Genomic DNA, 23,991 nt, shown 5'->3' with positions numbered 1-23,991 from the left:
CAAGGCTTGCTCACACTTGGCTTGCCCCCACAGGTTACTGCTGGCTGCCTACGCGAAAATCCTTGGGTGAGCGCTCGAACTGCTTCTTGAACGAGCGGCTGAAATGCGCCGAGTCGGTGAAGCCCCATTTGTAGGCAATGGCCGTGATCGACTCGCCCTTGAAAATCGGGTTGGCCAGGTCGTCGGCGCTGCGTTGCAAGCGGGAACGCTGGATATACCGGCACACGCTGTCACCCTGCTCCTCGAACAACCGATACAAATGGCGCACGGAAATGTTCAGGCGGCTGGCAAGGCCTGCAGGGTTGAGGCCTGGCTGGGTCAGTGACTCATCAATGACCTTCTGCGCGTAACTGCGCAGGTTGGCGCCATTGAGCAACGCAGGGTCGCAGGCCTGGGTGTCATTGCGCTCGAATGCCGCAGGCAACAGCGAGACAAAGGCGTTCTGCAGCGCCCGGCCTTCGGCATCGTCATCAAGCTCAGTCTCTTTGCACAGTTGGTCCATCATCAAGTGCAGCACGCGCCCACAGGCGCTGGTGGAGGAGATCTTGCCAAAAGGGCTTTCGGTGTCCAGTTCGCGCATCACTTGCGCCCGTGACAGCGAAAGCGAGGCATGCTCGATCAGGCCGAAGGGGGTGATTTCACAGGCGCCGACCGAATCCATCAGCAGCATGTCACCGGGCGCCAGTTGCAGGCACACGCCGTTCTGGGTGATCTGCGAAAACCCGGTGCGCTGGCTGACCAGGTAGCAGTGCTGGTCGTTGTCATGGTCGGCGTTGTGCCCCTGGCGCACGATGTTGCCGGCGTTGGTGCGCATGTTGGCCAACAGCAGCCCGGCACGCGACCAGGTCGAGATTTCGCCAATGAACAGCGAGCGGTTGAACGCCAGTTGCGTGTCGAAGTGCCCGCAAATGGCGCGCATGGTGTCGGTCCAATGCTCAAGCGAGCCTTGGGCTGCGTGGTGCATGCTCATGAATACCTCCACTCTGGCATCTTGTTTTTGTAGGGTAATTGTTAACATGTTATCAATTGCCCTACAACTGTATTTCGATGCGCTAGTGGGAGGCAGGTTACGTGCCAGTTGGCGTCAAACGCCGTGCAAGGTTTGCCCTAGACAGATCAGGCCTTGCAGCAAGTGGTCGCGTTGCCCAAGGCTCAGCCTGATGTAGCGACGAAAGGCTGGCAGGCGGTTGACCACTTCGCTGCCGCCCAGGTGCTCCAGGCGCACGGTCCATTGGCCCTGCCCCTGCTCGATGCTCAGGCGCTTGAAGTCCAGCGGCATCAGGGCACGCTTCAAGTGCCCCTCTTCGCTCAAGCGCTGCTGAAGAAACCCGACCCTTTCCACTTCACCGCCGCGATGGCGGCAGGCCAACCCGGTACGCCGTAGCGACCCGCTGTGGTGCACCTCAAAGCGCGCCACACCCTGCCGTGAGGCAGGTACGCGCAACACGAATTCAGTGGTGACCACGTGCATCAGCAGCTGCGATTGGACCTGTTCGTGCACCTCGAACAGCCAGTCACCCAAACGCACCTGGGCCTGCCCTGGCGCGGTCACCTGGAAGTCGCCGATGCCCAGGTTGCGACGCAGTTGCTCCAGGGTAACGCCCGCTCGGTAACCGCTGGGCGCCCGGTCAAACAGCCTTTGCAGCCTGGCCGGGCATTTCAAGGTGGGCAATGACAGGCTCATGGGCGAACTCCTTGGCCAGCACGTCTTCGACGCGGGCGGGTTTGAATGGGTTGACCTTCTGCACCAGCAGCGTCCACACCAGTGCATACAGTGCGGTGCCGCCCAGCATCACGGCAAACGGCACATAGATATCGGCCGCGTTCATGCCCGGCGGGGTGATGAACCACATGCCCAGCAAGATGCCGATGCTGGAGACGATCTGCGGCAGCGGGAACCACGGCGAGCGGTAGGCACGCGGCAGGTCGGGCCTGCGGATGCGCAGGATCACCACCGAGAGCGTCACCAGCAGGTAGGCCGTGCTCCAGGCACACACCGCCGCCAATACCAGGTGCATGATGTTGTCGGTGTTGCCGCCCAGGTACCAGGCATGCAGACACGGGATCAGCACCGCCACCAGGATGCACAGCAGCGGGGTCTTGAAGCGCGGGTGCAGGTAGGTGAACATTTTCGGCAGGGCGCCATCCACCGCCATGCCGTAGAGAATGCGCGGCACGCCGGCCATCAGCGTGTTGATGGTGGCGGCGCCGGCAAACAGAAAGCCGATGCCCAGCCACACCGGGCCGACGCTGCCCATCACCTGCTCGGCGAACTTGGGGATGGCCATGGGCGTGTCCAGCAAGTGCGTGCCGCTGGCGGCATCGAGCAGCACGTTGGCCACCTGGCGCTTCATCGCCGCGCCGTAGATGAACATGCACGCGGCCACCCCCAGCAGGCCGAGGATCATGGCCTTGGGCATCACCGTGGCCGACTTGCGCAGGTCCGGCGCCAGCGGCGTGACGAACTCGCAGCCGACGAACATGAACATCGCCATGCCCACCAGCGACAGGATGGTGATCAGGTCGGTGCCCACCAGCGACTCGCCGAACCAACCGTCCAATTGCACCGCCGGTGCGGCAATCAGGCCCAGCACGCCGAACACCGTCAGGGTGGTCCACATGCCGAAGGTCAAAATGATTTCGGCGCGACCGAACACGCTGACGCCAAAAGCATTGAGCACGCCGAAGATGACCACGAACGCCACCCCCACCAGCCAGGAACCACCGGCGGATTCGGCCAAGGTGTTGAGGTGCTCGAAGTTCACCAGCGCCATTACCCCGGACAGGATGGTCTCGGCGGTGCCGGCGAACACGTGCACGATCAGGTAGGCCGACAGCGTGCCGGTGATGGCGAAGAAGCGGCCCATGCCGCAGTTGATGTAGTCGTACACGGAGCCGGTGGTGGGCAGGATCGCCGCCGCCTCGGCAAAGGTGGTGGCCTGGGCCAGCATCATCACCACGGCAATCAGCATGGCCACGGCAAAGGCGCTGCCGCCAATGCCAAAACCCATGGTAGCGGTAAGGATCACGGGGCTGGCCATGATCAGCCCCACGGCACTGGCCAGCGCCGTGGGAAAGCCCACGGTGCCCCGGTTCAGGTGGTCGGTGAGTGTTTTGTTGTTCGACATCGCAGGTGCCCTCCAGCAGATAGTGGGGCTACTCTGCGCGCAGGGGCTGGCGAGGGTCTTGCCAATGGCTGCCGGCCAATTTGGAGCAGGCTGCCAATGCTGCCCTGGCGATTTAATAACGGCGACCACCGGCCGGCCGCGCGGCCTATCGCAAGCAAGCTTGCTCCCACATGTTTTGCACCGGCTTTTGACGCTTTTGAAAGGCACGGCACGTTGCAGCCAGTGTGGGAGCAAGCTTGCTTGCGATAGGCCGCAGGCGACCGGTGTGTGCAGCACTTGAGGCTTGCGCCAGGGGTCAGTGGGCGATGACGGCTTTGAGGACGGTCTTGAAGGCCCCGACCTGCTCGTCACTGAACTCGCCAAACACCTTTTCCTGCTGCTCGCGCGCAATGGTCCACAACGCTTCGGTCTCATCCACCCCCTTGGCCGTCAGCCGCACGCGCTCATCGGTGTCCACCACCAGGCCCTTGCGCTTGAGGTTGGCCACCGCCTCTTCAATCTCGCGCGCAGGCATGGCCACTTCGCGCTGCAGGTCGCACAGGCTCAACCCCGCGTCGTTCTCCAGCACCATCAGCATGCGTGCCTCGCTGGTGCGCAGGCCGGTGGACAACTGGCGGGGTTGGTAGCTGGCCTGGTAGGCGCGCAAGGCCTGGGTCATCAGGTAATACAGGTTGTGGCTCAGGCGGCCCTGCAAGTGGCTGCTGGCGGCCTGGCCCTCCTCGCGTTTAGTCATGCGGGTGTGCGGCAGCACCATGGAGTAGGCGCCCTGGTGATAAAGCAGCGGCGAGCGGCCGAAGTCGTCGAAGGCCAGCACTTTGCCAATCATGATCCAGTGGTCACCACCGTCCACCTGCTGGAATTTTTCGCAGTGGAAGCGCCGCCGCGCAATCGGCGAATACCGGTGAGCCGCCCTCCCCCGGCTGGTACTCGATCTCGGCAAAGCGATCGTCCTTGGGCCGGGCGAAGTTGTTGGACAGGTCGATCTGGTCCGCCGCCAGCACGTTGACCGCGAAGTGGCTGGCCTCTTCAAAGACTTCATGGCTGTTGGAGCGCTTGTCGATGCTCCACAGTACCAACGGCGGGTCCAGTGACACCGAGTTGAAACTGTTGGCGGTGACGCCCACCTTGCGCCCATTGGCAGTGGCGGCGGTGACCACGGTAACGCCGGTGGCGAAGTTGCCCAGGGCGCGGCGGAAGGCGCGGGTATCGAATTCGGACATGCAAGACTCCCGGGCTGCCACCTAGGGCTGCCCTGATTGTTGTTATAAAAGGCGGTTGCCGGTGACTCAGACCATGCTTGGGTCTGGCTCAAGCCCCATCAGCTCACGACCGAGGATTTGCGCGCACACGTCATAGTCGGTATAGGCATGGGCGCCGGTGAGGTGGGCGTCGCGGAACAGGCGCTGCAGCTCGTTGGTTTCAAACCAGGCGCCGCCGCCAGACGCCTCCATCAGGCGGTCGACTGCCTGGATGCACATCTTGGTGGCGTAGCCCTGGTTGGTGCGCCAGAAGGCCAGGGTCTCGCGGCTCGGGTAGCGATGGGCTTCGCTGTGCTCGGCATGCTCCTGCCAGGTTTTTTCCAGGAAGGCCCGAGCGGCGGCCACCTGATGAGTCGACTCGGCCAGGCGCATCAGCGCCGGCGTGGCAGCACCGACCGCGGCGCCGGTGTAGGCACGTACGCGGTTGCGGGTTTTCTCGCGGAACACCTCCAGCATGCGCTCGGCCACACCCAAACTGACGGTAGAGAAGCCACTGGCAAAATAGGGGCGATAGGGCGAGTAGAAAATCTTGCTATCGGGGTACAGGCCAAAGCCACCCGACTTGCCTTCCATCATGTCCCGGGCTTTCTGGATGCGATGCTCGGGCACGAACGCGTTATCGACAATCAGCGTTTTGCTACCGCTGCCGCGCATGCCGATGGCGTACCAGTCGTCTCGGATCTGGTAGTCGCCACGGGGTAACACCGCGAAGCAGTAGTCTTGGGTACCCTCGGCGTTCTTGCGCCGAAAGCCGACGATGGCCCACTCGGCATGGTCGCAACCACTGCTCCAGCCCATCTCGCCACTAAAGGTCACGCCGCCCTCGACTTCCTCGGTACGGCCGAACGGCGCGATGCTGCTGCTGGCGGTGGCATCCGGGTCGTCGCCCCACACCTCTTGCTGCAATTTGGCCGGGAACATCGCCATCTGGTGGCTGTGGGTGCACAGCAGGCTCATGGCCCAGGCCGTGCTGGCGCAGGCACCGGCCAGCAAGGCGATGCAGTCGGCGAACTCGGGCAGGGAGATTTCCATGCCGCCAAACGCCTTGGGCTGGAAGGCGCGGTGCAAGCCGATGCTTTTGAGCAGCGTGATATTTTCGGCAGGGACCTGGCGGTCCTTTTCGGCCTGGAAGGCATTGGCGGCGATGGCCGGCAGCAGGGGCTTGAGGTCTTCGAGCAACGGGTTCGGCTTTTTCATGGGGCCACTCTGTTTATTATTGGATGAGTGGGTTCAGTATGTGAGGCCGGCGCCGGGTGGAAAATGCACGTTCCAGAGGGGAGATTGTACTTTTCGTGGTGGCAGCCCCGATCAATCCGCACGTCACGCACCGACAAGACATCCCGCCTGCCTTGCTGCCTAATAAACCCTTACCGGAGGACTCCATCGTGCACCTCGAAGTCGCCCAACGCTGCCTGCAAGCCTTCACCCAACTGGTGCCTGCCCGCCAAGCGGCGTTCTATTGCATCGATGAGCAATTGCAGGCCTGCGACTTCCAGTTGCTGCACATGAACGACGCCATGCACCGCGACTACCTGGCCAACTACCGCCAGGTCGATCCGTTGCACCCGCGCCGGTGCCTGGCCAGCGGCCTGGCGGTGGTGCCCTTGCACGTGGCCCGGCAACAGCAACGGCCCGCCGACGGGCAACGCTACCAACGCTTCCTGACGCACTACGGGGTGGTGGACGTGGTGGAAATCATCGCCCAACGCGACGGCAAGCCCCACGCGGCGATTTCCATGCTGCGCGGGCCGGAACAGGGCGCCTTCACGGTCGCGCAACTGAGCCAGTTGCACGCATTGCAGGGGTTGCTGGAGATGGCCGTCGCCACCCTGCCCGCCCCTCAGCCGGCGCTGACACCCCGCGAGCAGCAGATCGCCCTGTTGCTAAGCCAAGGCGCCAGCAACAAAGACCTGGCACGCCAACTCGACCTGGGCCTGGCCACCGTCAAGACGCACCTGATTCACCTGTTTCGCAAGGTGGGCGTGCGCAACCGCACCGAGCTGGTCAGCCGCCTGTACCTGTAGCCGTCTCAACCTTCTGGTGGATGCCGCGCGGGCGGCCAACTGCCGATGATGGGCCCACACCCCCTCAACGGAATCACCCACCATGAGCACTTCCAAAGACTGGATCACCGTCGGCGACCTGGCCGACGGCTTCGCCGCCCACGCCTTCATCCTGCCCAACCTGGCGACCCTGGCCGGCCAGCGCTTTACCCTGAATTTTGCCAATGGCTGGCAGATCCCCCATCACTTTGATGCCGAACAGGTGCACTGGGCCGCCGCCGACGGGCACTCCAGCGGCAGCGCCGCTTACCGCGCCACCTCGATTCGCGAAGGCCTGTACCTGGTGGATTTTCTCAAGCACGAACATGGCCAGGCCTATTCCATCAGCCTGGTGCTGGACACCGCCAGCCAATCGTTCACCACCGTGATCGGCCAACTGCCGGATGCCGCGACGGCCGACGAAGGCCTGTACACCAAGGCCCTCAACGGCAAGCCCTTGACTGGCGTTTGCGTCGACTTCCTGCACGGCAGCCTCGACCGCCCCTGGCAAACCGGCGCCTGCCCCCATGCGCCCACCGACGAACTGGTGGGCATTCGCAACCGCTACCGTTACAGCCCCACCGAGGTCTACGAGCACATCTACCTCAACCGCCAGTACTACACCTGGCAGTGCCTCAAGGGCGTGGAAGCCGACCTGTGCGACACCGACCGCTGCGACTACTACAAAATCGCCGACCAGTTGTACCTGTTCGTGTGGCGGGAAAAGATCATCCCCACCCTGGGCCTGGTATTGATCGACCTGCTGCAGCACCGCAGCGACGGCAAGATCTTCGGCTACGCCAACGGCGGTTTCGACGAGCTGTCCAACTTCCCAGTCAGCTCGTACTGCGACCTGCTCAACCACACGGACCACGGCGATGAATAAGCCGCGCCGCGTGCTGATCACCGGTGCCGGCAGTGGCATCGGCGAGGCCTGCGCCCGGCAACTGGCGGCCGAAGGTGCGCAGTTGATACTGGTGGGCCGGCGCCGCGAACCGTTGGAGCGGGTGGCGGCGTTGACCGGCGCCACGGTCCTGGTGGGCGATGCGGCCAGCAGCGCCCATTGGGCGGACTGGGCCCATGAGATCGGTGACATCGACGCGCTGATCGCCTGCGCCGGTGGCCACGGCCTGGGCAGCGCCACGCGCACCTCGGACGCCGAGTGGCAGGCCGCCCTGCGCAGCAACCTGGACAGCGCGTTCCACAGTGCGCGGGCTTGCCTGCCGGGTTTGATCGCCCGCGCAGGCAGCATCGTGCTGCTCGGCTCGATCGCCTCATTGGCCGCCGGCGCCGAGGTGTGCGGCTACACCACCGCCAAACATGCGCTGACCGGCCTGACCCGCTCGTTGGCCCGCGACTACGGCCCCCAAGGCGTGCGGGTGAACATGGTGTGCCCCGGTTGGGTCCGCACGCCCATGGCCGACGCCGAGATGCAGCCGTTGATGGCCCACTACCACGAGAGCCTGGACGCCGCCTACGCCCGAGTCACCGCACAGGTGCCGTTGCGCCGCCCGGCCAGTGCCGCGGAGATCGCCGAGCTGTGCTGTTTTCTGATCAGCCCGCGGGCTTCGATCATCACCGGTGCAAGTTTGGTCGCCGATGGCGGTTCAAGCATCGTCGACGTGCCGACCCTGGCCTACAGCCAATTGGGAGCCTTGCCATGAACCTGGATTTCAGCGGCCAAACGGTGTTGGTCACCGGCGGTGCGCAAGGCATTGGCCGGGCCATCGTCGAGCGCTTCGCCGGCTGTGGCGCCCGGCTGCTGATCGCCGACCTGCAACGGGAAACCGCCGAGCAACTGGCGGCCAGCTTGCCCGATGCGCAGGGCGTGGGGGTTGACCTGGCAGACCCTGCAGCCATCGCCCGGATGATCGCCGGCCTTGAGCGGCTCGACGTGCTGATCCACAACGCCGGATATTTTCCATTGACCGCCTTCGAAGCGATCAGCCCCACCGTGCTGGAGCGCACGTTAGCGGTCAACCTGGCCGCGCCCTTCTGGCTGACCCAGGCGGCGCTGCCACTGTTCGAGCGCCAGGGCGGCGGTTGCGTGCTGGTCACCTCGTCGGTCACTGGCAATCGGGTGGCGTACCCGGGGCTAAGCCATTACGCCGCGTCCAAGGCCGGGGTCAATGGCTTCATTCGCAACGCCGCAGTGGAGTTGGCCGGGCGCAACGTCAGGGTCAACGGCGTGGAACCCGGCATGATCCGCACCCCCGCCATGGGTAACCTGGGGGATGGCACGCACAGTGCCAACATCGCCCGGGGCGTGCCGTTGGGAAGGCTGGGGGAACCTGAAGACATTGCCAACGCCATGCTGTTTCTAGCCAGCGACCTGGCACGCTACATCACCGGGCAAACCATCGTCGTCGACGGTGGCGCGACCTTGCCAGAAATCAACCCGGCTTAACGACCGCCGAAGGTGATCAGGCCCTGGCGCGCCACGCGGGTGAGGTGACGGATCACCTCGCTGGCGTGTTCGGGGCTGGGCGACTGCACCACGGCAAGGTCAAAGCGGTTGTTGGCAAACGCGGTCAGCGGCTGCACTTGATCGATGAATTCGATCAACAGGGCGCTGGCCTTGCCATTACGGCGGGGCCAGCCGTCCAGGCAGCGCAACAGCGTTGGCTGATGGTTGCCGGCAAGCAGGATTCGGGGGGTACGGGCAGGGACACTGGCAGCAAGGGGGGCCAGGCAAACGATAGGGCGTGGGCAACTCATGGTGATTTCTCGGCCTCCAATTCCCGCTGGGAAGCGGTGGGAGGCGGCACCGTTCCAGCGCTTTAGCGGTATTTGGGAACACCCCGTAAGGTTTTCCGGCGCCCCGCAAGTAGCTGTTTAAATCGGCGCTTGGTCGGCATCCTAAAGAATTGTGTCAGATTCTGTCAACGCGGCCCGGGGATTAAATCGAGATTTCAGGTGCCTGGTTCGCGGATAAATCCGCTCCTACCGTGCAGGAGCGGATTTATCCGCGAACCAGGCAACGCGGTGAGCCAGGCCCACCGCGCTCACCCATCAGCGTGCAATCACCCGATCCAGCGACAGCTTGCCAGCCCCTTCCAACAGCACCGCCAAGGTGCCGCCCAGTAGCGCCAGGGCAAACTCGTAACCGTTGTTGGCCATGAACAGACCGTTATGGATGTGCACCGAGAAGATCGCCACCACCAGGGTGAAGATCAGCACCACCGCCGCCGGGCGCACCAGCAGGCCGACCACCAGTGCCAGGCCGCCGAAGAACTCGGCACTGCCCGACAGGAACGCCATCAAGGTACCGAACGGCAGGCCGATGCTTTCCATCCACTGGCCGGTGCCCACCAGCCCGTAGCCACCAAACAGGCCGAAGAGTTTTTGCGAGCCGTGGGCCATGAAGATGATACCCACCAGCACACGTACCAGGGTGATGCCAAGGCCGGCGCGGGAGGCAAACAGGGATTTGATCGAAGCGTTCATGGGGCATTCCTTTTTAGGAGGTAGGAGGAGATGGCCGCCATATTAATCGGTTAAACAAATGATAAAAGCGCAATTAAACGCTTATATCTATCTAAAAAACTGATTATCTAGTCGACGCAACCCTACGCCCCAAAGGCGCCTGAGGTTCCAGGGAATCGCGCTCGCGATCGAACGCCAGGTAGTACTTGTTGACGCTGTTGACGTAGCTCACCGGGCCCATGCCCACCTGCTCCATGGCCACGCGCTCCACCTGGAAGAACCACTGGTTGGGGTTCAGCCCGCGGCGCTTGGCTTCGGCGCGCATCGCTTGCACCCGCTCCGGGCCGATGTTGTAGGCCGCCAGGGTGAAGGCCATGCGTTCGCGTTCGTTGAGTTGGTTGCTGGCAAAGAACTTGCGACGGATCATCGACAAGTATCTGGCCCCGGCCTGCACATTGTTATCGACATTCTGGATGTTGCTCACGCCCACCCGCTGCGCCGCCGACGGGGTGATCTGCAGCAAGCCGGTGGCACCCCCTGCCCCGCGCACCGTAGGGTCCAGGTCAGACTCCTTGAACGCCAGCGCCGCCAGGTTCAGCCAGTCCATGCCCTGCTCGCGGGCGTGGCGTTGCAGCACCGGGCGCAGTTTTTCCAGGCGCTGGCGGTCGTCCTTGGCCAAGGGGTAATGTACCTGGTACAAGCGCCGGTATACCCGCACGAACGCGGCGTCCTGGTCGGACGGGGTGCGGTAGGTTTGTAAAAACCGGTCGACGGTGGCGTGCAGCATCGAGGCATCGCGGCGCACGTACCAGACCATGCCTTGGGGGCTGCTGAATTTCACGCGGCTTTGCACCGTAAGCTTGGGCATCACCTTGGCCCAACGCTCGGCGATCGGTTGCTCGACCACGGTCAGGTGGAAGATCCCGCCCTGCACCATCTCCAGCACGTCTTCCACCGCCAGGCTCGGGTCTACCCATTCCACCTTGATGGGCGGCAGTTTGCGCAAGGCCAGTTTCTGATTGAGCGTGTGGATGGCCTCGCCAGCAGCGCTGCCAGTGGGCAACGCCAGGGTATGCCCGGCCAATTGTTCGACTTTGTTGAAACGTCGCTCGCCCCGGGCACCCACCAGCACCAACGGCACGTTGCCCACCACAGGGTCGGTGGCATCGACCGCGTGCACTTCAGGCAAATCGATCAATTCACCGGGCGCTACCAAATCACCTTCGCCACGCTGCAGCGCACCGATCAGCTGTGCCTTGGCCTTGGGGATGATCTTGAGGGTAATTTGCTGACCGTCGCGGGCATGGCCGTTGAGGTAGTGTTCGAAGGCTCGCAGGCGGTGGTATTCGACGCCGATGGACTCGCCTGGCACCTCCCCGGAACTGTTGCGGCTCTGGTTCACCAGCACGCGCAATACATGGCTGCTGCGGATCGCCGCCAGGTCGCGCACCTGGCTCGGCTGCCCCACTTCCAGCGGGCCAGCCAGGCGCGCCATCGCAGGCAAGGGCGCCAGCAATCCAAGGAAAAGCACGGTCAACAGCGCGGAACGCGTCATCCATTCTCCAGCTAAAGCCATAACGGGCATCAAGAGACAGCTATAACATCTTGAAGTTCTTGGCTTTATTTATAATTATCCAGCTCTGGTATGCTTTCCGGCCTCTGGCCTGAGGTAGCACCATGCAACTCATCGACATCGGCGTCAACTTGACCAACCCAAGCTTCGACGGCAAACACGAGGCCGTTCTTGAACGCGCGTACGCTGCCGGCGTGTGCCAACTGATGCTCACCGGCACCAGCGTTGAAGGCAGCGAACAGGCGCAGGCCCTGTGTCTTAAGCTCGATGACAGTGGCCAGCGGTTGTTCAGCACCGCCGGTATTCACCCCCACAGCGCCAGCGACTGGAACAGCGATACCGCTCGTCAGTTGCGTGATTTGCTTATGCAAGATCGGGTCCGGGCGGTGGGCGAATGCGGCCTGGATTTTAATCGCGATTTCTCGCCGCGCCCCAAACAGGAAAAAGTCCTGGAGGAACACCTGGCCTTGGCCGTGGACCTGCAATTGCCGGTGTTTTTGCACGAACGTGACGCCAACCAGCGCCTGCTGGAGATCTTGCGCGATTATCGCGACCGCTTGCCGGCCGCCGTGGTGCACTGTTTTACCGGTGAGCAGAAGGCCTTGTTCAGCTACCTGGACCTGGACTTGCACATCGGCATTACCGGCTGGATCTGCGACGAACGGCGCGGCACCCACCTGCACCCGCTGGTGCGCGACATCCCGCGCGGGCGGCTGATGCTCGAAAGTGATGCACCCTACCTGCTGCCGCGCACCCTGAGGCCCAAACCGAAAAACGGGCGCAACGAACCGGGCTACCTTGGCGAAGTGCTGCGTGAAGTGGCGCTGCACCGCGACGAAAGCGCGCAAGACCTGGCCGAGCACAGCACCGCCACGGCGCGCGCCTTCTTCAACCTACCGGCGGTTGTGTAGAGCCTGCGCGAAGGCCGCGACGCGTTTTGCCTGAATCACCCCGATGTTCTTTTCGCGGATAAATCCGCTCCTGCAGGGGGGTGTTGATACAGGTCAATACTTGCGCATGAGTCTCGCGGGACATCGCTCCCACGGGATCAGGCTCTGACTATCGGTGCCATAGGCAGTTCTCATTCGCAGTGCGCACACGCTGGCACTACGCTTGAACCCATGCCTCACCGATATTAGACAGGAGCCCCACCATGAACAAATTGATGCATCACCTGCCCCACTGGAACCGCAGCCCCGATGCCCAGGTGCAACACCAACTGGCCGTGCCGCTGCTGGTGCTGGGCGGCCTGCTGGTGGCCAGCGGCGTAATCGGTGCAAGCTTCACCATGGTGGCCGTGGGCATTATTGGCGTGGCGGCGGCGCTAGGGCTGGAGCGCCAGTGATGGCCGCAACTAATGCGTAGGATTTATCTGCTGACGACTCAATAACGGCCACTACCGGCCGCCCGCGCGGCCTATTCGCAAGCAAGCTTGCTCCCACATTTGTTGCATCGTGCCGCATTCTGGTGGAGAGGCGTTGCTTGCCTTGGGTGTACTGCAGGTGCATTTTCAGGGCTTTATGTGGGAGCAAGCTTGCTTGCGATGGGCTTTCGCGGATGAATCCGCGCCTACCGGGGTCAGGCAAACACCGTCACCGTCTGCCGGCTGATGGCCAACAGCGCCCCTTCGGCCGTCCACACTGCGGCGGCGGTGTGGCCATAACCATCGCGGGCATATTCGACGGTGGCGCAGTAGCGGCACCAGTCATGGGTGGTCATGCTGGGCACCGGCTGCACGAACTCGATCGTCCAGGCCAGGGTGCTGCCGGCGGCCGGCGTCTTCAGGTAGGGCAATACCGCCGGCGGCCAGGTGTCCACCAGCGCCAGCAGGTGCGCCTCGGTCATGGGCTCCTTGGGCACCTCGCCACGCAAGCGCATCCAACCGCCCATCTGCCGCGCCGGGGTGTTGGTATACGGCAACGCGCCGATGCCCCAACGCATGTCCAGGTGTTGGATGTACTCGGGGGTAACGCCCTTGATGTAAGGCAGCGCGGTGGCCTGCTCCAGGCTCTTCATCTCGGTGGCCGGCAGGCTCGGCACGTTGACCTCCGACACCCGCGGCGCACCGAAGCTGCCCTGGATCATCGTCACTACCCCGCCCTCTTGCACCGCCCGGCCCAGCACCGAGACCACCGACTTGCCGGCGCGCAACAGCTCCACTTCGAAACTGATCGGCATGCCGGTCTGCGCCGGGGCCACGAAGCTGATCGCCAGCGAGCGCACCGGCCGGTCGGCTGGCACCTTGGCGCGCATGGCCTCGAACAGCAATGCCGCCATCAGCCCGCCATAACCGGCACGCCCCTGGGCCCAGTCACTGGGTACGATCACGCTGTCAGGCTGCTGGCGCACCGCATGGAGCAGGTCGGAAAAAGTCATGGGCACCTCGGGGTTGTCGTCAATGCGCTGATCTTAACCAGCCCGCAAGCAACCTGCAGCGCCTGATTACGCCAAATGCACGGGGCATCAGGCGTCACACGATGGCCGCCAGCAATTTGTCCAGCGTCTTGTCGCAGCGCTGCTCGGCGCGCTTGAGCGACAGCTGCCAGCCCGCCACGCACGGTTGCAGGTCGGCTTCTTGCTGGGCGCGCAGCAACCACTGCCACAGGTCGTGCCAGTCACCCAGCGTGCCCTGGGCCTTTTTCAAGCGCGCCATCACCTCGGCGGGCAATTGGTCAAGTTGCGGGTAGGCCTCAGCCGCATAGCGCACCCGTTTGATCAGCAAGCGCAGGCGATGGCGATCGTGGGCCGGATCCTTCAAGGCCTCGGCGAGCTTTTTCCATTGTTTGCCCAGGCGCTTGTCGATGGTGCCCTTGAGCCCACGCAGTAATTTTTGCCGCTGCGCGGCACGGGCGAAGCGCGGAAACCCATCCACCACACGCGCCAGCCGCTCCACTTCAGGGGCCGCTGCCACCTGGGCGAACACCCCATGCATCAATTCCACCCGACGCGCCGCTGCTTGCTCATGGCCCTGTTTGGCCAAGTGCGCGGCCAGCACTTCGCGGTCGCGCAGCGGCGTGGTCAGTTGGCCCACGGCCTTGGCGGCGTCTTCCAGTTGGTCTACGCCGGGCAGCCCGCGCAACGGGCGGATCAGGCTGCGCAGGCGGCGCACACTGGTGCGCAGGTCGTGCAACGCCTCGGGGTCGGTGTGGGCCTGCAGCCGGGCCTGGCAGGCCAGCAGGCGGATTTCCAGCCCCACTACCTGGGCGATGACATGGTCGACAATGGCAGACATGGTTTACCCCCTGGGCCGTGGCGCCGCACTCAAGCGGCGGCGCAAGGCCTTGATATGAACGTTGAGCTGCTTGGGATCGGCGGCCGCGCCGGCATAGCGCTGGGCCGCAAAAGCCTGGGCAAAGGCCTGGATCGCCGGGGCCTGGTGCGGCAGCCGTTGCATCGCGCGCGCAGCGAACGCCTGGGCGCCTTCCCCGGTTTCACGCAGCAGACCATAGCGCGCCAGCAGCCGTTCGAACACCTCGAACTGACGCAGTTGCGCATCGGCCTGGCGCCGCCGCGGCTTGAGGATCAACAGCGCCAACACCAGCAATATCAGCACCAGCCCCGCCGGTAAAATCCACTGCTGCCAGCCTTGGAACCAGCGGTTCAGGATGTCCAGTTGCGTGGCCGACTGATAGCCCAGCACCCAGCGCTGCCACAGGTAGTTGGCGTTGTCCCAGGCCAGGCGCGCGTCATTCAGCCACCCCAGGTGACGAAAGCGCAGGGGCGAAAACGGCGAGTTTTCCAGGAAGCCGTCATCGGCGGCCAGCGCTGCTTCAGGCCCGGCCTCGATACGCTGTGGCGCCACCGCCGCCGTGGGGTCGACACTGCGCCAACCCTGCCCCGCCTGCCAGTATTCGACCCAGGCGTGGGCGTCGAACTGGCGCACCGTGAGGTAGTTGCCGTCGGGGTTCAACTCGCCGCCCTGGTAACCGATCACCACCCGCGCCGGGATACCCGCGGCACGCAGCACAAAGGTCATGGCGCCGGCGTAGTGCCCGCAAAAGCCACGACGGCTGCCAAACAGGAAACCGTCGATGGTGTCGCCCGACAAGGGCGGCGGGCGCAGGGTGTAGTAGTAATTTTCGTTGCGAAAATGCCGCAACACAGCATCCACCAAAGCGTCGGGCCGGGGGTATTTCGCTGCCAGCTGACGCGCCCAGTCGCGGCTGCGGGGGTCGCCCTGGTTGGGCAGTTGCAGGGTTTGCCGGCGCGCCCAGGAGGCCAGTTCCTGATCGCGCATCACCTGGGGCCAGGAGTTCACCGAATACAGCAGCGCCTGGTCCACCGGCCGCTTGCGTTGCAGGCGGTAGTCGGCCAACTGACGCACGTCGGGCAAGTCGGTCTTGGCCACGTCCAGGACAAACAGCCAGGGTTGCTGCGTGGGCTCCTGGATCACCCGGTAGTTGAGCGATGGGCCTACCGGTTGCCAACTGGGTGACGGCGACACCTGGCCCTGGCCAGACTGGCTCCAGTGCACGCCATCGAACCGGTCCAGGGTCAGTGCCCGCCAATACAGCGTCGAGCGCTTGGGCGGCGCGCCGTCAAAACTCACGCGCATCACCAGCTCTGCCGAACGCCCAAGGTCGGCGATGTCGCCCGGGCTCATGCTGTCGCTCAGGCCCGTGGTGCCCTTGTTGCTGGGCAGCGGCAGCGACCACAGCGGGTCCAGCCGCGGAAAGCACACGAACAGCAACAGCATCAACGGTAGCGCCTGGGCCAACAGCCTTAGCGAAAGCTTCAGGGTGGCCCAGGGCCGGGCGATGAAACGGGTGTGCTGCAGGCCGATCATCGCCGTCAGCAGCGCGACGATGGGCAACAGGCTGTACAACGCCCATGGCAGGCTGGCATCGAACAGGTAGCCGACCACCACGCAGAAAAAGCCCAGGTAGACCAACACCCGACCGTCGCGCTGGGTGCGCATTTCCACCAGTTTGAGGATGAACGCGGCCACCAGCAAGGCGGCCGCCGCGTCCAGGCCAATCAGTACCCCCCGGGAGAAAAACACCCCCACCGCCGTGGCCACCACCAACAGCAGTTTGAGCCAGCGACGCGGGTAAGGCGCGCGCATGCGAAAGATCTGGATGCGCCACAGGGTGCAGCCCAGCCACGGCACGATCATCCACAACGGCACGTGCAGCCAGAACGGCAGTATTACCAGCGTCTGCGCCAGCAACAGCCAACCCAGGCTGATGCGCGGGATCGGTTGCGCGGCCGTCATGCGCCCTGCCCGTACACCGCCAGGGCGCGCAGACAGGCGTCGCGGTGGGCTTCGCTGCATTCGGCGGGGCGGTGGCTGCCCGGCAATCGCAAGGCAAAGGGCCGCTGTTGCCGCGTCAGCTCCAGCACCCAGTAGCACAGGCGCGACAACCGCTGTTCGAGGTCACCGCCCAAGGCCTCGAAATCCAGGCACAGGTCACGCCCGCGCAGGTCGGCAAACTCCTTGAGCAGCAGCGGCCCACCTCGCGACCAGGCTTTCCAGTGCAGGCGCCGCCACGAGTCGCCGGGGTGGTACACCTTGAGCCCCTGAAAGTCATCCACGCCCTGCCCTTGCACGCGCTGGCCCTGGTCTTCGATGTCGGTCAGGTCGCGGGCGGCAATCGGCAACTCGCCTTGCAGTGGCCGCGGGTACACCAGCACCGCCTGCCCTGCGTCGACCCAACTCCAGGCGCGTAACACGCCCAGCGGGAAGCTGGTTTCCAGGCGGATGCGGGGTGCCGGCATCCAGCCGCGCTGGGGGCTGGGCAGAGCCAGTTCCAGATCCAGCACGTGCTCGGCGGCCAGGTCCACGCCTTGCAGGTCTGCAGCCGACCACCCCACCGCGATCGCCTGGTGCTCACGGCCGGTGCTTTCCAGGCGCAGCACGAACCGTGCCTGCTCGCCGACGAACACCGGCGCTGCGCCCGCGCCCTTGACCCGCAGGCCGCTGAGGTTACGGTAGGTGTGCAAGATCGCCAACACAAACACCGAGCCCAGCAAAAACACCAAGGCATAGGCCATGCTGTTCTGGTAGTTGATGGCGGCCAGCAGGATAAGCAACAGCACCAGGCAAAAGCCCATGCCGGCGCGGCTGGGCCAGATGAAGATCTGCCGCCGGCCCAACACCACCTGCGATGCTGGCGGCACCCGGCGTTCCTGCCAGCGCCGCCAACCCAGGCGCAGGCCGGCGATCACAGCGCCGGCACCTCTTTGAGCAGCCATTGCACCAGCGCGCCACCGCCCTGCCCGGTGGGGTCGGCACGCTCGCGCAGGCGGTGCCCGGCCACTGCCGGCAGCACTGCCTGGACGTCTTCGGGTATGACGTAATCGCGCCCCACCAGCAACGCCCAGGCGCGCGCCGCCGCTAGCAAGGCCAGGCTGGCACGCGGTGACAAGCCCCAGGCAAATTGCGCCTGGGTACGGGTGGCTTCCACCAGGCGCAGCACGTAGTCAACCAGCGCATCGCTGACCCGCACCGCCCGCGCCGCCGCCTGCAAGGCCGCCAACTGGGCGTGATCAAGCACCGCTTCCATGCGCGGCAACAGCTCGCGCCGCGACTCGCCCAGCAGCAAGGCTTTTTCTGCCGCCTTGGCCGGGTAGCCCAGGGACAAGCGCATCAAAAAGCGGTCGAGCTGGGATTCAGGCAAGGCAAAGGTGCCGCCTTGGGTGACGGGGTTTTGCGTGGCGATGACAAAGAAGGGTTGTGGCAATGGCCGGGTAGCGCCTTCGATGGTTACCTGGCCCTCTTCCATGGCCTCCAACAACGCGCTTTGGCTTTTGGGCGTGGCGCGGTTGATCTCGTCGGCCAGCACCAGTTCGGCAAAGATGGGCCCCGGGTGGAACACGAATTGCCCGCTGTCCTTGTTGAACACCGAGGTGCCCAGAATGTCGCTGGGCAGTAGGTCGGAGGTGAACTGGATGCGCTGGAAACTCAGGCCCAGCACGCGGGCCAAGGTTTGACTCAGGGTGGTCTTGCCCATGCCGGGCAAGTCCTCGATCAACAGGTGACCGTTGGCCACCAGGCAAGTCAGCGCCAGGCGAACCTGGGTTTCCTTGCCCAATAGCACTTCGTTGACGGCTTGCAGACACGCTTGCAGTTGAGTGCGCATGCAGCGACGCTCCCTGTCAGGTCAGCCGTTAGGCCTGGAAATCAACGCCCGGCGCGGGATTCCTTGATGTAGAAACGGGCTTTCTCGGCCTTGCTGCTACAGCCTTCGTACGCTTCGAACTGCTGTTGGGTCTTGGCCCCGGTCAGCAATGACAGCGCCTTGGAATAACTCACGGTACCGGCAAACCCTTCGGCCTTGGCCAGGTCCAGTTCATGCCAGGCGGCATCCAACTGGGTGGCGCAGGTGTCGCGATAGGCCGTCTTACCGGCACAACCTGTCAGAACCAATGCAAACAACGGCAGGCAGATCCAGGCTTTCATGTAGGTGAACCTCAAAGGGGATAGTGCGGGTATAGACGGCTTGCGGGGCAAAAAGTGCCCTCATGCCAAGGTTAGCAGGTGTGCGTAACCGGCACAGGCCTGCTTTATCTACCGCAGGCGGCAAACAGGGCAAACGTAAGGTGGCGCCTCCAACGTCGGGGCCGGCCCCCGGCAGTCAACCGAACGAGGTAGCGCCCCGATGAGCCCCCCCCTTAAACCCGACATCCACCCCGACACCTTGCGCGAGCACCTGGCCCAGGACCTCGCGCAAGCACTGAGCGATGGCACGATCGACCTTACCAGCCATCAACGCCTGCACACCCTGTGTAGCGATCAACTGGCGCCCACCCTGAAAGTCTCAGGCGTAGCACTTGCCGGCCACCCTGGCGCGCTGGCAGACGCGTTGGTCATCATCGACAATGGCGTGGCGCCGTCGGTGCTCTACCTGCATACCCCAGTGGGCGGCCTGGAACGCTTCAGCGACCGCAACACCTTGCACAACGCCCTGCGCCAACGCCGGGGGCTGCTCGACAGCACCCTCGCGCTCACGGCCCAGCCCCTGCAGGGCGCGCTGTTTGCCGGGCAATCCAAGGCGTTGCTCAAGGCCCGCGTGCAGGCCTTGGACGACCTGGCCGAAGAACTTGCGCATCAGCCCCGGTTACCCGAGGTGCTGGTCAGCCTGTTCATGCAAAAAATTGGCCTGCAGCAGGCCGCCACCCTCGAGGTACCCGGCCAGTTGCTGTTGCAACACATCGAAGGCGACCGGGTGCAACGCACCCTGACCCTGCAACAGCAATTGCTGGAACATTACCAGCAACAGGCGCTTGCGCCTGGCCAGTCGCGACGTTGGCTGGGCACGGACGGCAAACCGTTGGCTGAAGTGGCGGCACGTACGTTTGAAAGCGCGCTGGTGAGCCACGCGGATGACTTGCACAGCCCCTACGACGAAGCCCTGAATAGCTACTGGCTGGCGCCTGCCTGCGGCTACCCCAGACGCTGCGACTACCTGGCCCAATGCCTGGCCGACCACTACCAGGCCACGCTGCTGCGCCAGCGCAATGACGGCACGCTGCAGGCCACGGCCTTGCAGTGGCTGCGCGGCCTGCTGCGGGCCGACAGCAGCGTGCAACTGGAAGGCATTACCCTGGCCGATGATGTCCAGCAACCGCTGACACTTGAGGCCATGCGGGTCATTCGCCGCACGCCGAGCGCCACCGATGGCTACCTGTACAGCGCCGCCCACGGCTTGCAAGCGTTCACTGATCGCGACCACCTTTGCGCCCTGTTCCAGGCCATGAACGATCATTTGCAAACCCCACCCGGCTTGTCGCCAGACGACGCCATCAGTTTCATGAGCATGGGCACCTTGCACCTGACCTTGACGCCGCTGCGCGAAGCACCGTTCGCACAGTGGACCAGCGCGTTGAAGCAAAGGCAGTCGCACAACCTGCTGCAAGCCCTGGGCCAGGCCCAAGACAGCACCCACGCGGTGCAGCAGGCCCTGGACATTCGCGCACTGCTGGACCCGCGCTTGCCACCGGCACCCGTGCGCCCACCCTTGGCCGCCCTCCAACCACCGCCCAGCGACGCCTGGCTGTCGCGCCTCGACGCCTTGGGTGACCGCCTCAACGACTGGCAATGGCAACAGCCCAGCTTGCGCGAGTGTGCCCAGGCCTTGTTGGACCAGCACCTGGCAGCGCTCAGTTGGCCGCCCCTGAAAGCCGATACCCTGCTGATCAAACTAACGGGGGCTGCGACCGCCCCCGGACAAACACGCCTGCTGACCGATGCGTTCCTGGAGCACGTCAGCGGTTGCGCGCCGCTCGACGCCCAAGGCAGTGGCGCGCAACTGATCGTGGCCGATGGGCAGCGGCAGCCGATGCCGGCCAAGCAGCTCGATGCGACGCTACTCGACACGTTGCTGGAGCACGCCACGGCGCTGTTGCAAGGCCGACTGCTGCGCGCCTGCTGCCCCCCTTGCCCTGGCTTGTACACATTGTTCGAACAGGCCCTGCGTATTGAATCGGCGAGCCTGCGCGACAGCCAGGGGCCGGCAGGTACGAGCGTCCAGCTAGACCAGGTGCTCGACCTGCCGACTGCCCAGGCCCGACAACAATGGGGCGCAGCCCGTGTCGATGTGCATCGCCTTGACCTGGTGCTCAATGGCAACTTGCTCATCCCCTTGCAAGGCTGCTTCGTGGCCCAAACCGCCACCGCCGAGCAAGGCCCCGTGACGCTCTGGTCACCGGCCACTGGCCTGCAACCTTTGCCGTCGCTGACGCTGCTGCGCTCACGCTTGTTGAACGACCTGCAACACCAGCACTATCGCGAATCGGTCCTGAGCCTGGCGGTTGAAGCACAGCGCTCGCTGTTGCGCGACGCGCTGACCCATGCCAGCCCGCCCACCCTGAGCGTGCAGACGCACGCCATCCGCGGCAACCTGATCCAGGCCTTGCTCGACGGCCGCCAGCGCTGGGTACGCAGCGCCGTCGACTGCGCCTGGTCGCAAGCGTTGGGCGGGCATTTCGACGCGCAGTTGTTCGACAACCTGATCACCCACAGCCTGCAGGGTGACAGCGTGCAACCGGACCTTGAGTACCTGCAAGGCTCAGTGAAAAACAACGAACTGCAGCGAACCCTGCCCCAATGGGCCCGCGACACCACCCCGGAACAACAGCAACGGTACGCCGGCCTGCTGTCCGAATGCCTGGAAGTGCAAACACCGGCAAACTACTACCTGGACGGTATCCCCGACCTCAAGCAGTTCACCCTGGAAAAACTGCAACAGGCGTTGGCGCAGGAACACGACACCCTCGACCTGGACCTGGACCAGGTGCGCATTGCCTTCAAGACCAACCTCACCATCACGCTCAACCTGGTAGACGCGGCGCTCAAGCAGTTCAACGGCAGTCGCAGCGCGGTGGCAAGCGTGAGCTTGGCCAACGGCATCGCGCCACCGGCCTGGCTGACGCCTGAGCTAATCATCGAACAGATGCGCACCCTGGACCTGGGCAAGCAGTACCTGGAACTGCTGACCCCTCTGCTGCAACCCACCGATCCGCGCTACAGCGAGCGCAAGCAACTGTACGGCCGCACGCTGTGTGCACAACTGCGCGAGCTGGGCTTTCGCAAACTGCTGCAGCAACAATTGACCCCCACCGCCTACAGCTACCTGGACAACGTATTGAGCATGCCGGACGGCTTGGCTCGGCAACCGGTCAATGGCCAGGAAATCGTTTTGCGGCAAGTGCGCCTGATTCCCCAGGCGGGCATGAAACCCGACCCGGTCAGCGGCATGTACCTGATCGGGCCGCGCAACGTCGAGCAAGGTCCGGTGCTGCTGCTGGCGACCTACAGCAAGGATTTCGGCCTGCTGGAGTTCAGCGACCAAAAAGATTTCCTTGATCATGCCCGAAGCAACGAAACACTGGCTTCGTTGATGGTGTGGCGGTTGGAGGATGGGGCGCGGCGGATCTACGACAAGGGCGGCCTGAAAGCGCCGCACCTGCCATGGAGCGCTGGATCGAGCCTGGACCTGCCAGTGCCAACGCCTGCGCAGTTGGATGACGACCCGGTCCTGGGCAATGCCCTGACGTTCCTGTTTGATGACAACCTGCACCTGTTGCAGATGATGGCTCGCCAACAAACCGCCGGCTGCGGCGAAGCCGACTGGGAAGCCTTCATCACCCTGGGCACGCGGTGCCTGGAACAGGCCAGCCTGTTCCTGCCCGGCGAGTTAGGGTTGATGGTCAGCACGTGGCAGAGCGACCAGTTGCTCAGGTGCGGCGTGAAGCCAACGTTGGAAGACAATTGGGGCGAGGCCTTGGCAGCGTTTTGCGCGGCGCTGGCCCACTTGGCGGCCCACCGTCGCGCGGCAGCCGCCGTCGACCGCCCGGCATTGGTATTGCCCATGCGCGCCCCTGTCAGAGCCCTGTCATCCGTCATGCCTTCCAGCAGTTTCGAGGGGCGCCACCCTCAATTGCCGGTAGAGTTCAAGGCGCGGCTGCTGCCATTCGAGCAAGTGCACCAGGCCTTGAGCGGCCTGCGCAAGGATCCGCTCACCCAGCTCTACACCCTGCACGGCGTGGCGCCCTGCTACGCCGCCGTCGCAGGCAAGGTGTATCAGGTGCAGAGCTTGGGCAAGTACTGGTACATCGTGCAAAACCAGCGCCGCGGCCCACGCATACGCCTGAACCTGCTCAAGGATTGGGAGCTGGACATCAACTGGGGGCGCCGCCGTCGAGGCGGCGAACTGAGCCGCGAAGAAGCCAAACTGGACAGCTACATCGACGACCTGCTGCAACCCCAGGCCGAGGGCATGGGCGAGATCCATCGCCATTTCAACCTCGAAGGCCAACAGGTCAAGCTGGCGCACCGCCTGGCACTGGATTACCTGCGCAACTGCCTGCAGAACCTCAATGCCGCCCAAGGCGAGCGCCCCCTTGCCGCACCCACCCTCAGGATACTCAACCAGTACCTGAACGCAGGCCCCATCACGCCCACGGTGTTGTTGCAGTTGCGCACCCGAGCCCGGAAAATCTACAGCGCGCTGCTAGCCCCCTCATTGAACCCCGTGACCTCACCGAGGATCATCCTGGGCCGTAGCAAACGGCCCAAGCTGAACCTCATTGCCTTCACCGCGCACGACGATCCCGCACGCCGGATCTTCCTGACCGAGCGCTTTTTCCTGGCCCCCTCGTGGATGTTTCAGCACAGCCAGAGCGGCTTTGACGTGACCACGCACTACCAGGCCAGCACCCTGATCCATGAACTGAGCCACCAGGAAATCGAGACCCTGGACATCGCCTACCTGGAGTCTGCAGCGCCCTTCACCGATCAGATGGCCACAACCCCGGCAGCCCGCAAACTGACAGCCGAAACCGAGCGCCTGCAACTGCGCAAGCTGTCCGTCGATACGCCACCGCACGAACTGTTTACTCTGCCATCCGATGGCCAGCCGCGAGACGTGATGGGGGATGCGGCCAAACAGATCCTCAAGATTTGTGACCGCGCAACCCTCGACGAAGCCCGCGAGGACTTTTACAGCGACCCGCAAAAGCGCCTGGCGATCATCCTGGCCAATGCCGACTCGTTGACATTGCTGTTCACCTTGCTTGGGCGCAGCGTATTCACCTGAGCGCAAGCCTGACCCGGTTGGAAG

20 protein-coding genes and 1 pseudogene are annotated in these 23,991 nt (G+C 64.1%); 7 read left to right on the top strand and 14 right to left on the bottom strand.

Annotated features, from left to right (window positions below; genetic code table 11):
- Positions 1–34: 34 nt before the first annotated feature.
- From feaR to L9B60_RS21200, 5 genes and pseudogenes are all read right to left on the bottom strand, one after another.
- On the bottom strand, positions 35–970 hold the full coding sequence (gene feaR / locus L9B60_RS21220) for a transcriptional regulator FeaR (RefSeq protein ID WP_249672882.1): 936 nt from the start codon (positions 968–970) through the stop codon (positions 35–37).
- A gap of 114 nt (positions 971–1,084) precedes the next feature.
- Positions 1,085–1,684: a DUF3156 family protein gene (locus L9B60_RS21215; RefSeq protein WP_249672879.1), complete on the bottom strand. Its 600-nt coding sequence runs from the start codon at positions 1,682–1,684 to the stop codon at positions 1,085–1,087.
- Positions 1,629–3,128 (bottom strand): APC family permease, encoded by a 1,500-nt coding sequence (locus L9B60_RS21210; protein WP_249672877.1) that lies wholly within the window; start codon positions 3,126–3,128, stop codon positions 1,629–1,631. The genes L9B60_RS21215 and L9B60_RS21210 overlap by 56 nt, the downstream gene beginning before the upstream one ends.
- A 295-nt stretch (positions 3,129–3,423) precedes the next feature.
- Positions 3,424–4,348: pseudogene (locus tag L9B60_RS21205) on the bottom strand (p-hydroxyphenylacetate 3-hydroxylase reductase component).
- Between the two features lie 66 nt (positions 4,349–4,414).
- Positions 4,415–5,584, bottom strand: a complete 1,170-nt coding sequence (locus tag L9B60_RS21200; protein WP_249672874.1) for a p-hydroxyphenylacetate 3-hydroxylase oxygenase component — start codon at positions 5,582–5,584, stop codon at positions 4,415–4,417.
- A gap of 188 nt (positions 5,585–5,772) precedes the next feature.
- Between L9B60_RS21200 and L9B60_RS21195 the strand changes: the two genes are divergently transcribed.
- The 4 genes from L9B60_RS21195 (at position 5,773) to L9B60_RS21180 (ending at position 8,836) form a co-directional block, all read left to right on the top strand.
- Positions 5,773–6,411: a helix-turn-helix transcriptional regulator gene (locus L9B60_RS21195; RefSeq protein ID WP_249672872.1), complete on the top strand. Its 639-nt coding sequence runs from the start codon at positions 5,773–5,775 to the stop codon at positions 6,409–6,411.
- An 82-nt stretch (positions 6,412–6,493) separates the two neighbouring features.
- A complete protein-coding gene (locus L9B60_RS21190) occupies positions 6,494–7,315 on the top strand; it encodes a molybdenum cofactor biosynthesis F family protein (protein ID WP_249672870.1) in 822 nt (273 codons plus the stop codon).
- Positions 7,308–8,093 (top strand): SDR family NAD(P)-dependent oxidoreductase, encoded by a 786-nt coding sequence (locus L9B60_RS21185; protein ID WP_249672868.1) that lies wholly within the window; start codon positions 7,308–7,310, stop codon positions 8,091–8,093. Before L9B60_RS21190 ends, L9B60_RS21185 begins: the two co-directional genes overlap by 8 nt.
- Positions 8,090–8,836, top strand: coding sequence for an SDR family oxidoreductase (locus tag L9B60_RS21180; RefSeq protein WP_249672867.1), 747 nt, complete (start codon positions 8,090–8,092; stop codon positions 8,834–8,836). Before L9B60_RS21185 ends, L9B60_RS21180 begins: the two co-directional genes overlap by 4 nt.
- Here L9B60_RS21180 and L9B60_RS21175 read toward each other — a convergent pair.
- From L9B60_RS21175 to L9B60_RS21165, 3 genes are all read right to left on the bottom strand, one after another.
- Positions 8,833–9,147 carry a hypothetical protein gene (locus L9B60_RS21175; RefSeq protein ID WP_249672866.1) on the bottom strand — a complete coding sequence of 105 codons (315 nt, stop codon included), beginning with the start codon at positions 9,145–9,147 and terminating at the stop codon, positions 8,833–8,835. The two genes, L9B60_RS21180 and L9B60_RS21175, sit on opposite strands and share 4 nt — an antisense overlap.
- A 294-nt stretch (positions 9,148–9,441) precedes the next feature.
- Positions 9,442–9,876, bottom strand: coding sequence for a DoxX family protein (locus L9B60_RS21170; protein WP_249672864.1), 435 nt, complete (start codon positions 9,874–9,876; stop codon positions 9,442–9,444).
- A gap of 103 nt (positions 9,877–9,979) precedes the next feature.
- The gene (locus L9B60_RS21165; RefSeq protein ID WP_249672863.1) at positions 9,980–11,410 is read right to left on the bottom strand and encodes an MltF family protein; all 1,431 of its coding nucleotides are present in this window, start codon (positions 11,408–11,410) and stop codon (positions 9,980–9,982) included.
- Positions 11,411–11,532: 122 nt separating this feature from the next.
- Here L9B60_RS21165 and L9B60_RS21160 point away from each other — a divergent pair, with 122 nt between their 5' ends.
- Both L9B60_RS21160 and L9B60_RS21155 read left to right on the top strand, forming a co-directional pair.
- Entirely contained in the window at positions 11,533–12,339 is an 807-nt protein-coding gene (locus L9B60_RS21160) for a TatD family hydrolase (protein ID WP_249672861.1), read from the top strand.
- Between the two features lie 242 nt (positions 12,340–12,581).
- Positions 12,582–12,773, top strand: coding sequence for a hypothetical protein (locus L9B60_RS21155; RefSeq protein ID WP_249672860.1), 192 nt, complete (start codon positions 12,582–12,584; stop codon positions 12,771–12,773).
- Positions 12,774–13,006: 233 nt separating this feature from the next.
- Here the strand turns inward: L9B60_RS21155 and L9B60_RS21150 are convergent, their stop codons facing one another.
- From L9B60_RS21150 to L9B60_RS21125, 6 genes are all read right to left on the bottom strand, one after another.
- Positions 13,007–13,804 carry an acyl-CoA thioesterase gene (locus L9B60_RS21150; RefSeq protein ID WP_249672859.1) on the bottom strand — a complete coding sequence of 266 codons (798 nt, stop codon included), beginning with the start codon at positions 13,802–13,804 and terminating at the stop codon, positions 13,007–13,009.
- Between the two features lie 94 nt (positions 13,805–13,898).
- Positions 13,899–14,660, bottom strand: a complete 762-nt coding sequence (locus L9B60_RS21145; RefSeq protein ID WP_249672858.1) for a CHAD domain-containing protein — start codon at positions 14,658–14,660, stop codon at positions 13,899–13,901.
- A 3-nt stretch (positions 14,661–14,663) separates the two neighbouring features.
- Positions 14,664–16,643, bottom strand: a complete 1,980-nt coding sequence (locus tag L9B60_RS21140) for a transglutaminase TgpA family protein (protein WP_249672857.1) — start codon at positions 16,641–16,643, stop codon at positions 14,664–14,666.
- Entirely contained in the window at positions 16,640–17,623 is a 984-nt protein-coding gene (locus L9B60_RS21135; protein ID WP_249672856.1) for a DUF58 domain-containing protein, read from the bottom strand. Before L9B60_RS21135 ends, L9B60_RS21140 begins: the two co-directional genes overlap by 4 nt.
- Positions 17,593–18,510 (bottom strand): AAA family ATPase, encoded by a 918-nt coding sequence (locus L9B60_RS21130; RefSeq protein ID WP_249672855.1) that lies wholly within the window; start codon positions 18,508–18,510, stop codon positions 17,593–17,595. The genes L9B60_RS21135 and L9B60_RS21130 overlap by 31 nt, the downstream gene beginning before the upstream one ends.
- Before the next feature lie 41 nt (positions 18,511–18,551).
- Positions 18,552–18,830, bottom strand: a complete 279-nt coding sequence (locus L9B60_RS21125; protein WP_249672853.1) for a hypothetical protein — start codon at positions 18,828–18,830, stop codon at positions 18,552–18,554.
- Positions 18,831–19,029: 199 nt separating this feature from the next.
- Between L9B60_RS21125 and L9B60_RS21120 the strand changes: the two genes are divergently transcribed.
- Entirely contained in the window at positions 19,030–23,967 is a 4,938-nt protein-coding gene (locus L9B60_RS21120) for a DUF6543 domain-containing protein (protein WP_249672852.1), read from the top strand.
- Positions 23,968–23,991: the final 24 nt, after the last annotated feature.

The organism is Pseudomonas abieticivorans, assembly GCF_023509015.1.
Classification (GTDB): Bacteria; Pseudomonadota; Gammaproteobacteria; order Pseudomonadales; family Pseudomonadaceae; genus Aquipseudomonas; species Aquipseudomonas abieticivorans.
This window is presented reverse-complemented; position numbering and strand designations above follow the sequence as displayed.

Coding starts and splice junctions, on each gene's coding strand:
- L9B60_RS21170 (WP_249672864.1), bottom strand. CDS start 9,876: ATGAACGCTTCGATCAAATCCCTGTTTGCCTCCCGCGCCGGCCTTGGC.
- L9B60_RS21200 (WP_249672874.1), bottom strand. CDS start 5,584: ATGAAAAAGCCGAACCCGTTGCTCGAAGACCTCAAGCCCCTGCTGCCG.
- L9B60_RS21130 (WP_249672855.1), bottom strand. CDS start 18,510: ATGCGCACTCAACTGCAAGCGTGTCTGCAAGCCGTCAACGAAGTGCTA.
- L9B60_RS21185 (WP_249672868.1), top strand. CDS start 7,308: ATGAATAAGCCGCGCCGCGTGCTGATCACCGGTGCCGGCAGTGGCATC.
- L9B60_RS21145 (WP_249672858.1), bottom strand. CDS start 14,660: ATGTCTGCCATTGTCGACCATGTCATCGCCCAGGTAGTGGGGCTGGAA.
- L9B60_RS21125 (WP_249672853.1), bottom strand. CDS start 18,830: ATGAAAGCCTGGATCTGCCTGCCGTTGTTTGCATTGGTTCTGACAGGT.
- L9B60_RS21160 (WP_249672861.1), top strand. CDS start 11,533: ATGCAACTCATCGACATCGGCGTCAACTTGACCAACCCAAGCTTCGAC.
- L9B60_RS21180 (WP_249672867.1), top strand. CDS start 8,090: ATGAACCTGGATTTCAGCGGCCAAACGGTGTTGGTCACCGGCGGTGCG.
- L9B60_RS21135 (WP_249672856.1), bottom strand. CDS start 17,623: ATGGCTGCTCAAAGAGGTGCCGGCGCTGTGATCGCCGGCCTGCGCCTG.
- feaR (WP_249672882.1), bottom strand. CDS start 970: ATGAGCATGCACCACGCAGCCCAAGGCTCGCTTGAGCATTGGACCGAC.
- L9B60_RS21210 (WP_249672877.1), bottom strand. CDS start 3,128: ATGTCGAACAACAAAACACTCACCGACCACCTGAACCGGGGCACCGTG.
- L9B60_RS21150 (WP_249672859.1), bottom strand. CDS start 13,804: ATGACTTTTTCCGACCTGCTCCATGCGGTGCGCCAGCAGCCTGACAGC.
- L9B60_RS21165 (WP_249672863.1), bottom strand. CDS start 11,410: ATGACGCGTTCCGCGCTGTTGACCGTGCTTTTCCTTGGATTGCTGGCG.
- L9B60_RS21190 (WP_249672870.1), top strand. CDS start 6,494: ATGAGCACTTCCAAAGACTGGATCACCGTCGGCGACCTGGCCGACGGC.
- L9B60_RS21175 (WP_249672866.1), bottom strand. CDS start 9,147: ATGAGTTGCCCACGCCCTATCGTTTGCCTGGCCCCCCTTGCTGCCAGT.
- L9B60_RS21215 (WP_249672879.1), bottom strand. CDS start 1,684: ATGAGCCTGTCATTGCCCACCTTGAAATGCCCGGCCAGGCTGCAAAGG.
- L9B60_RS21120 (WP_249672852.1), top strand. CDS start 19,030: ATGAGCCCCCCCCTTAAACCCGACATCCACCCCGACACCTTGCGCGAG.
- L9B60_RS21140 (WP_249672857.1), bottom strand. CDS start 16,643: ATGACGGCCGCGCAACCGATCCCGCGCATCAGCCTGGGTTGGCTGTTG.
- L9B60_RS21155 (WP_249672860.1), top strand. CDS start 12,582: ATGAACAAATTGATGCATCACCTGCCCCACTGGAACCGCAGCCCCGAT.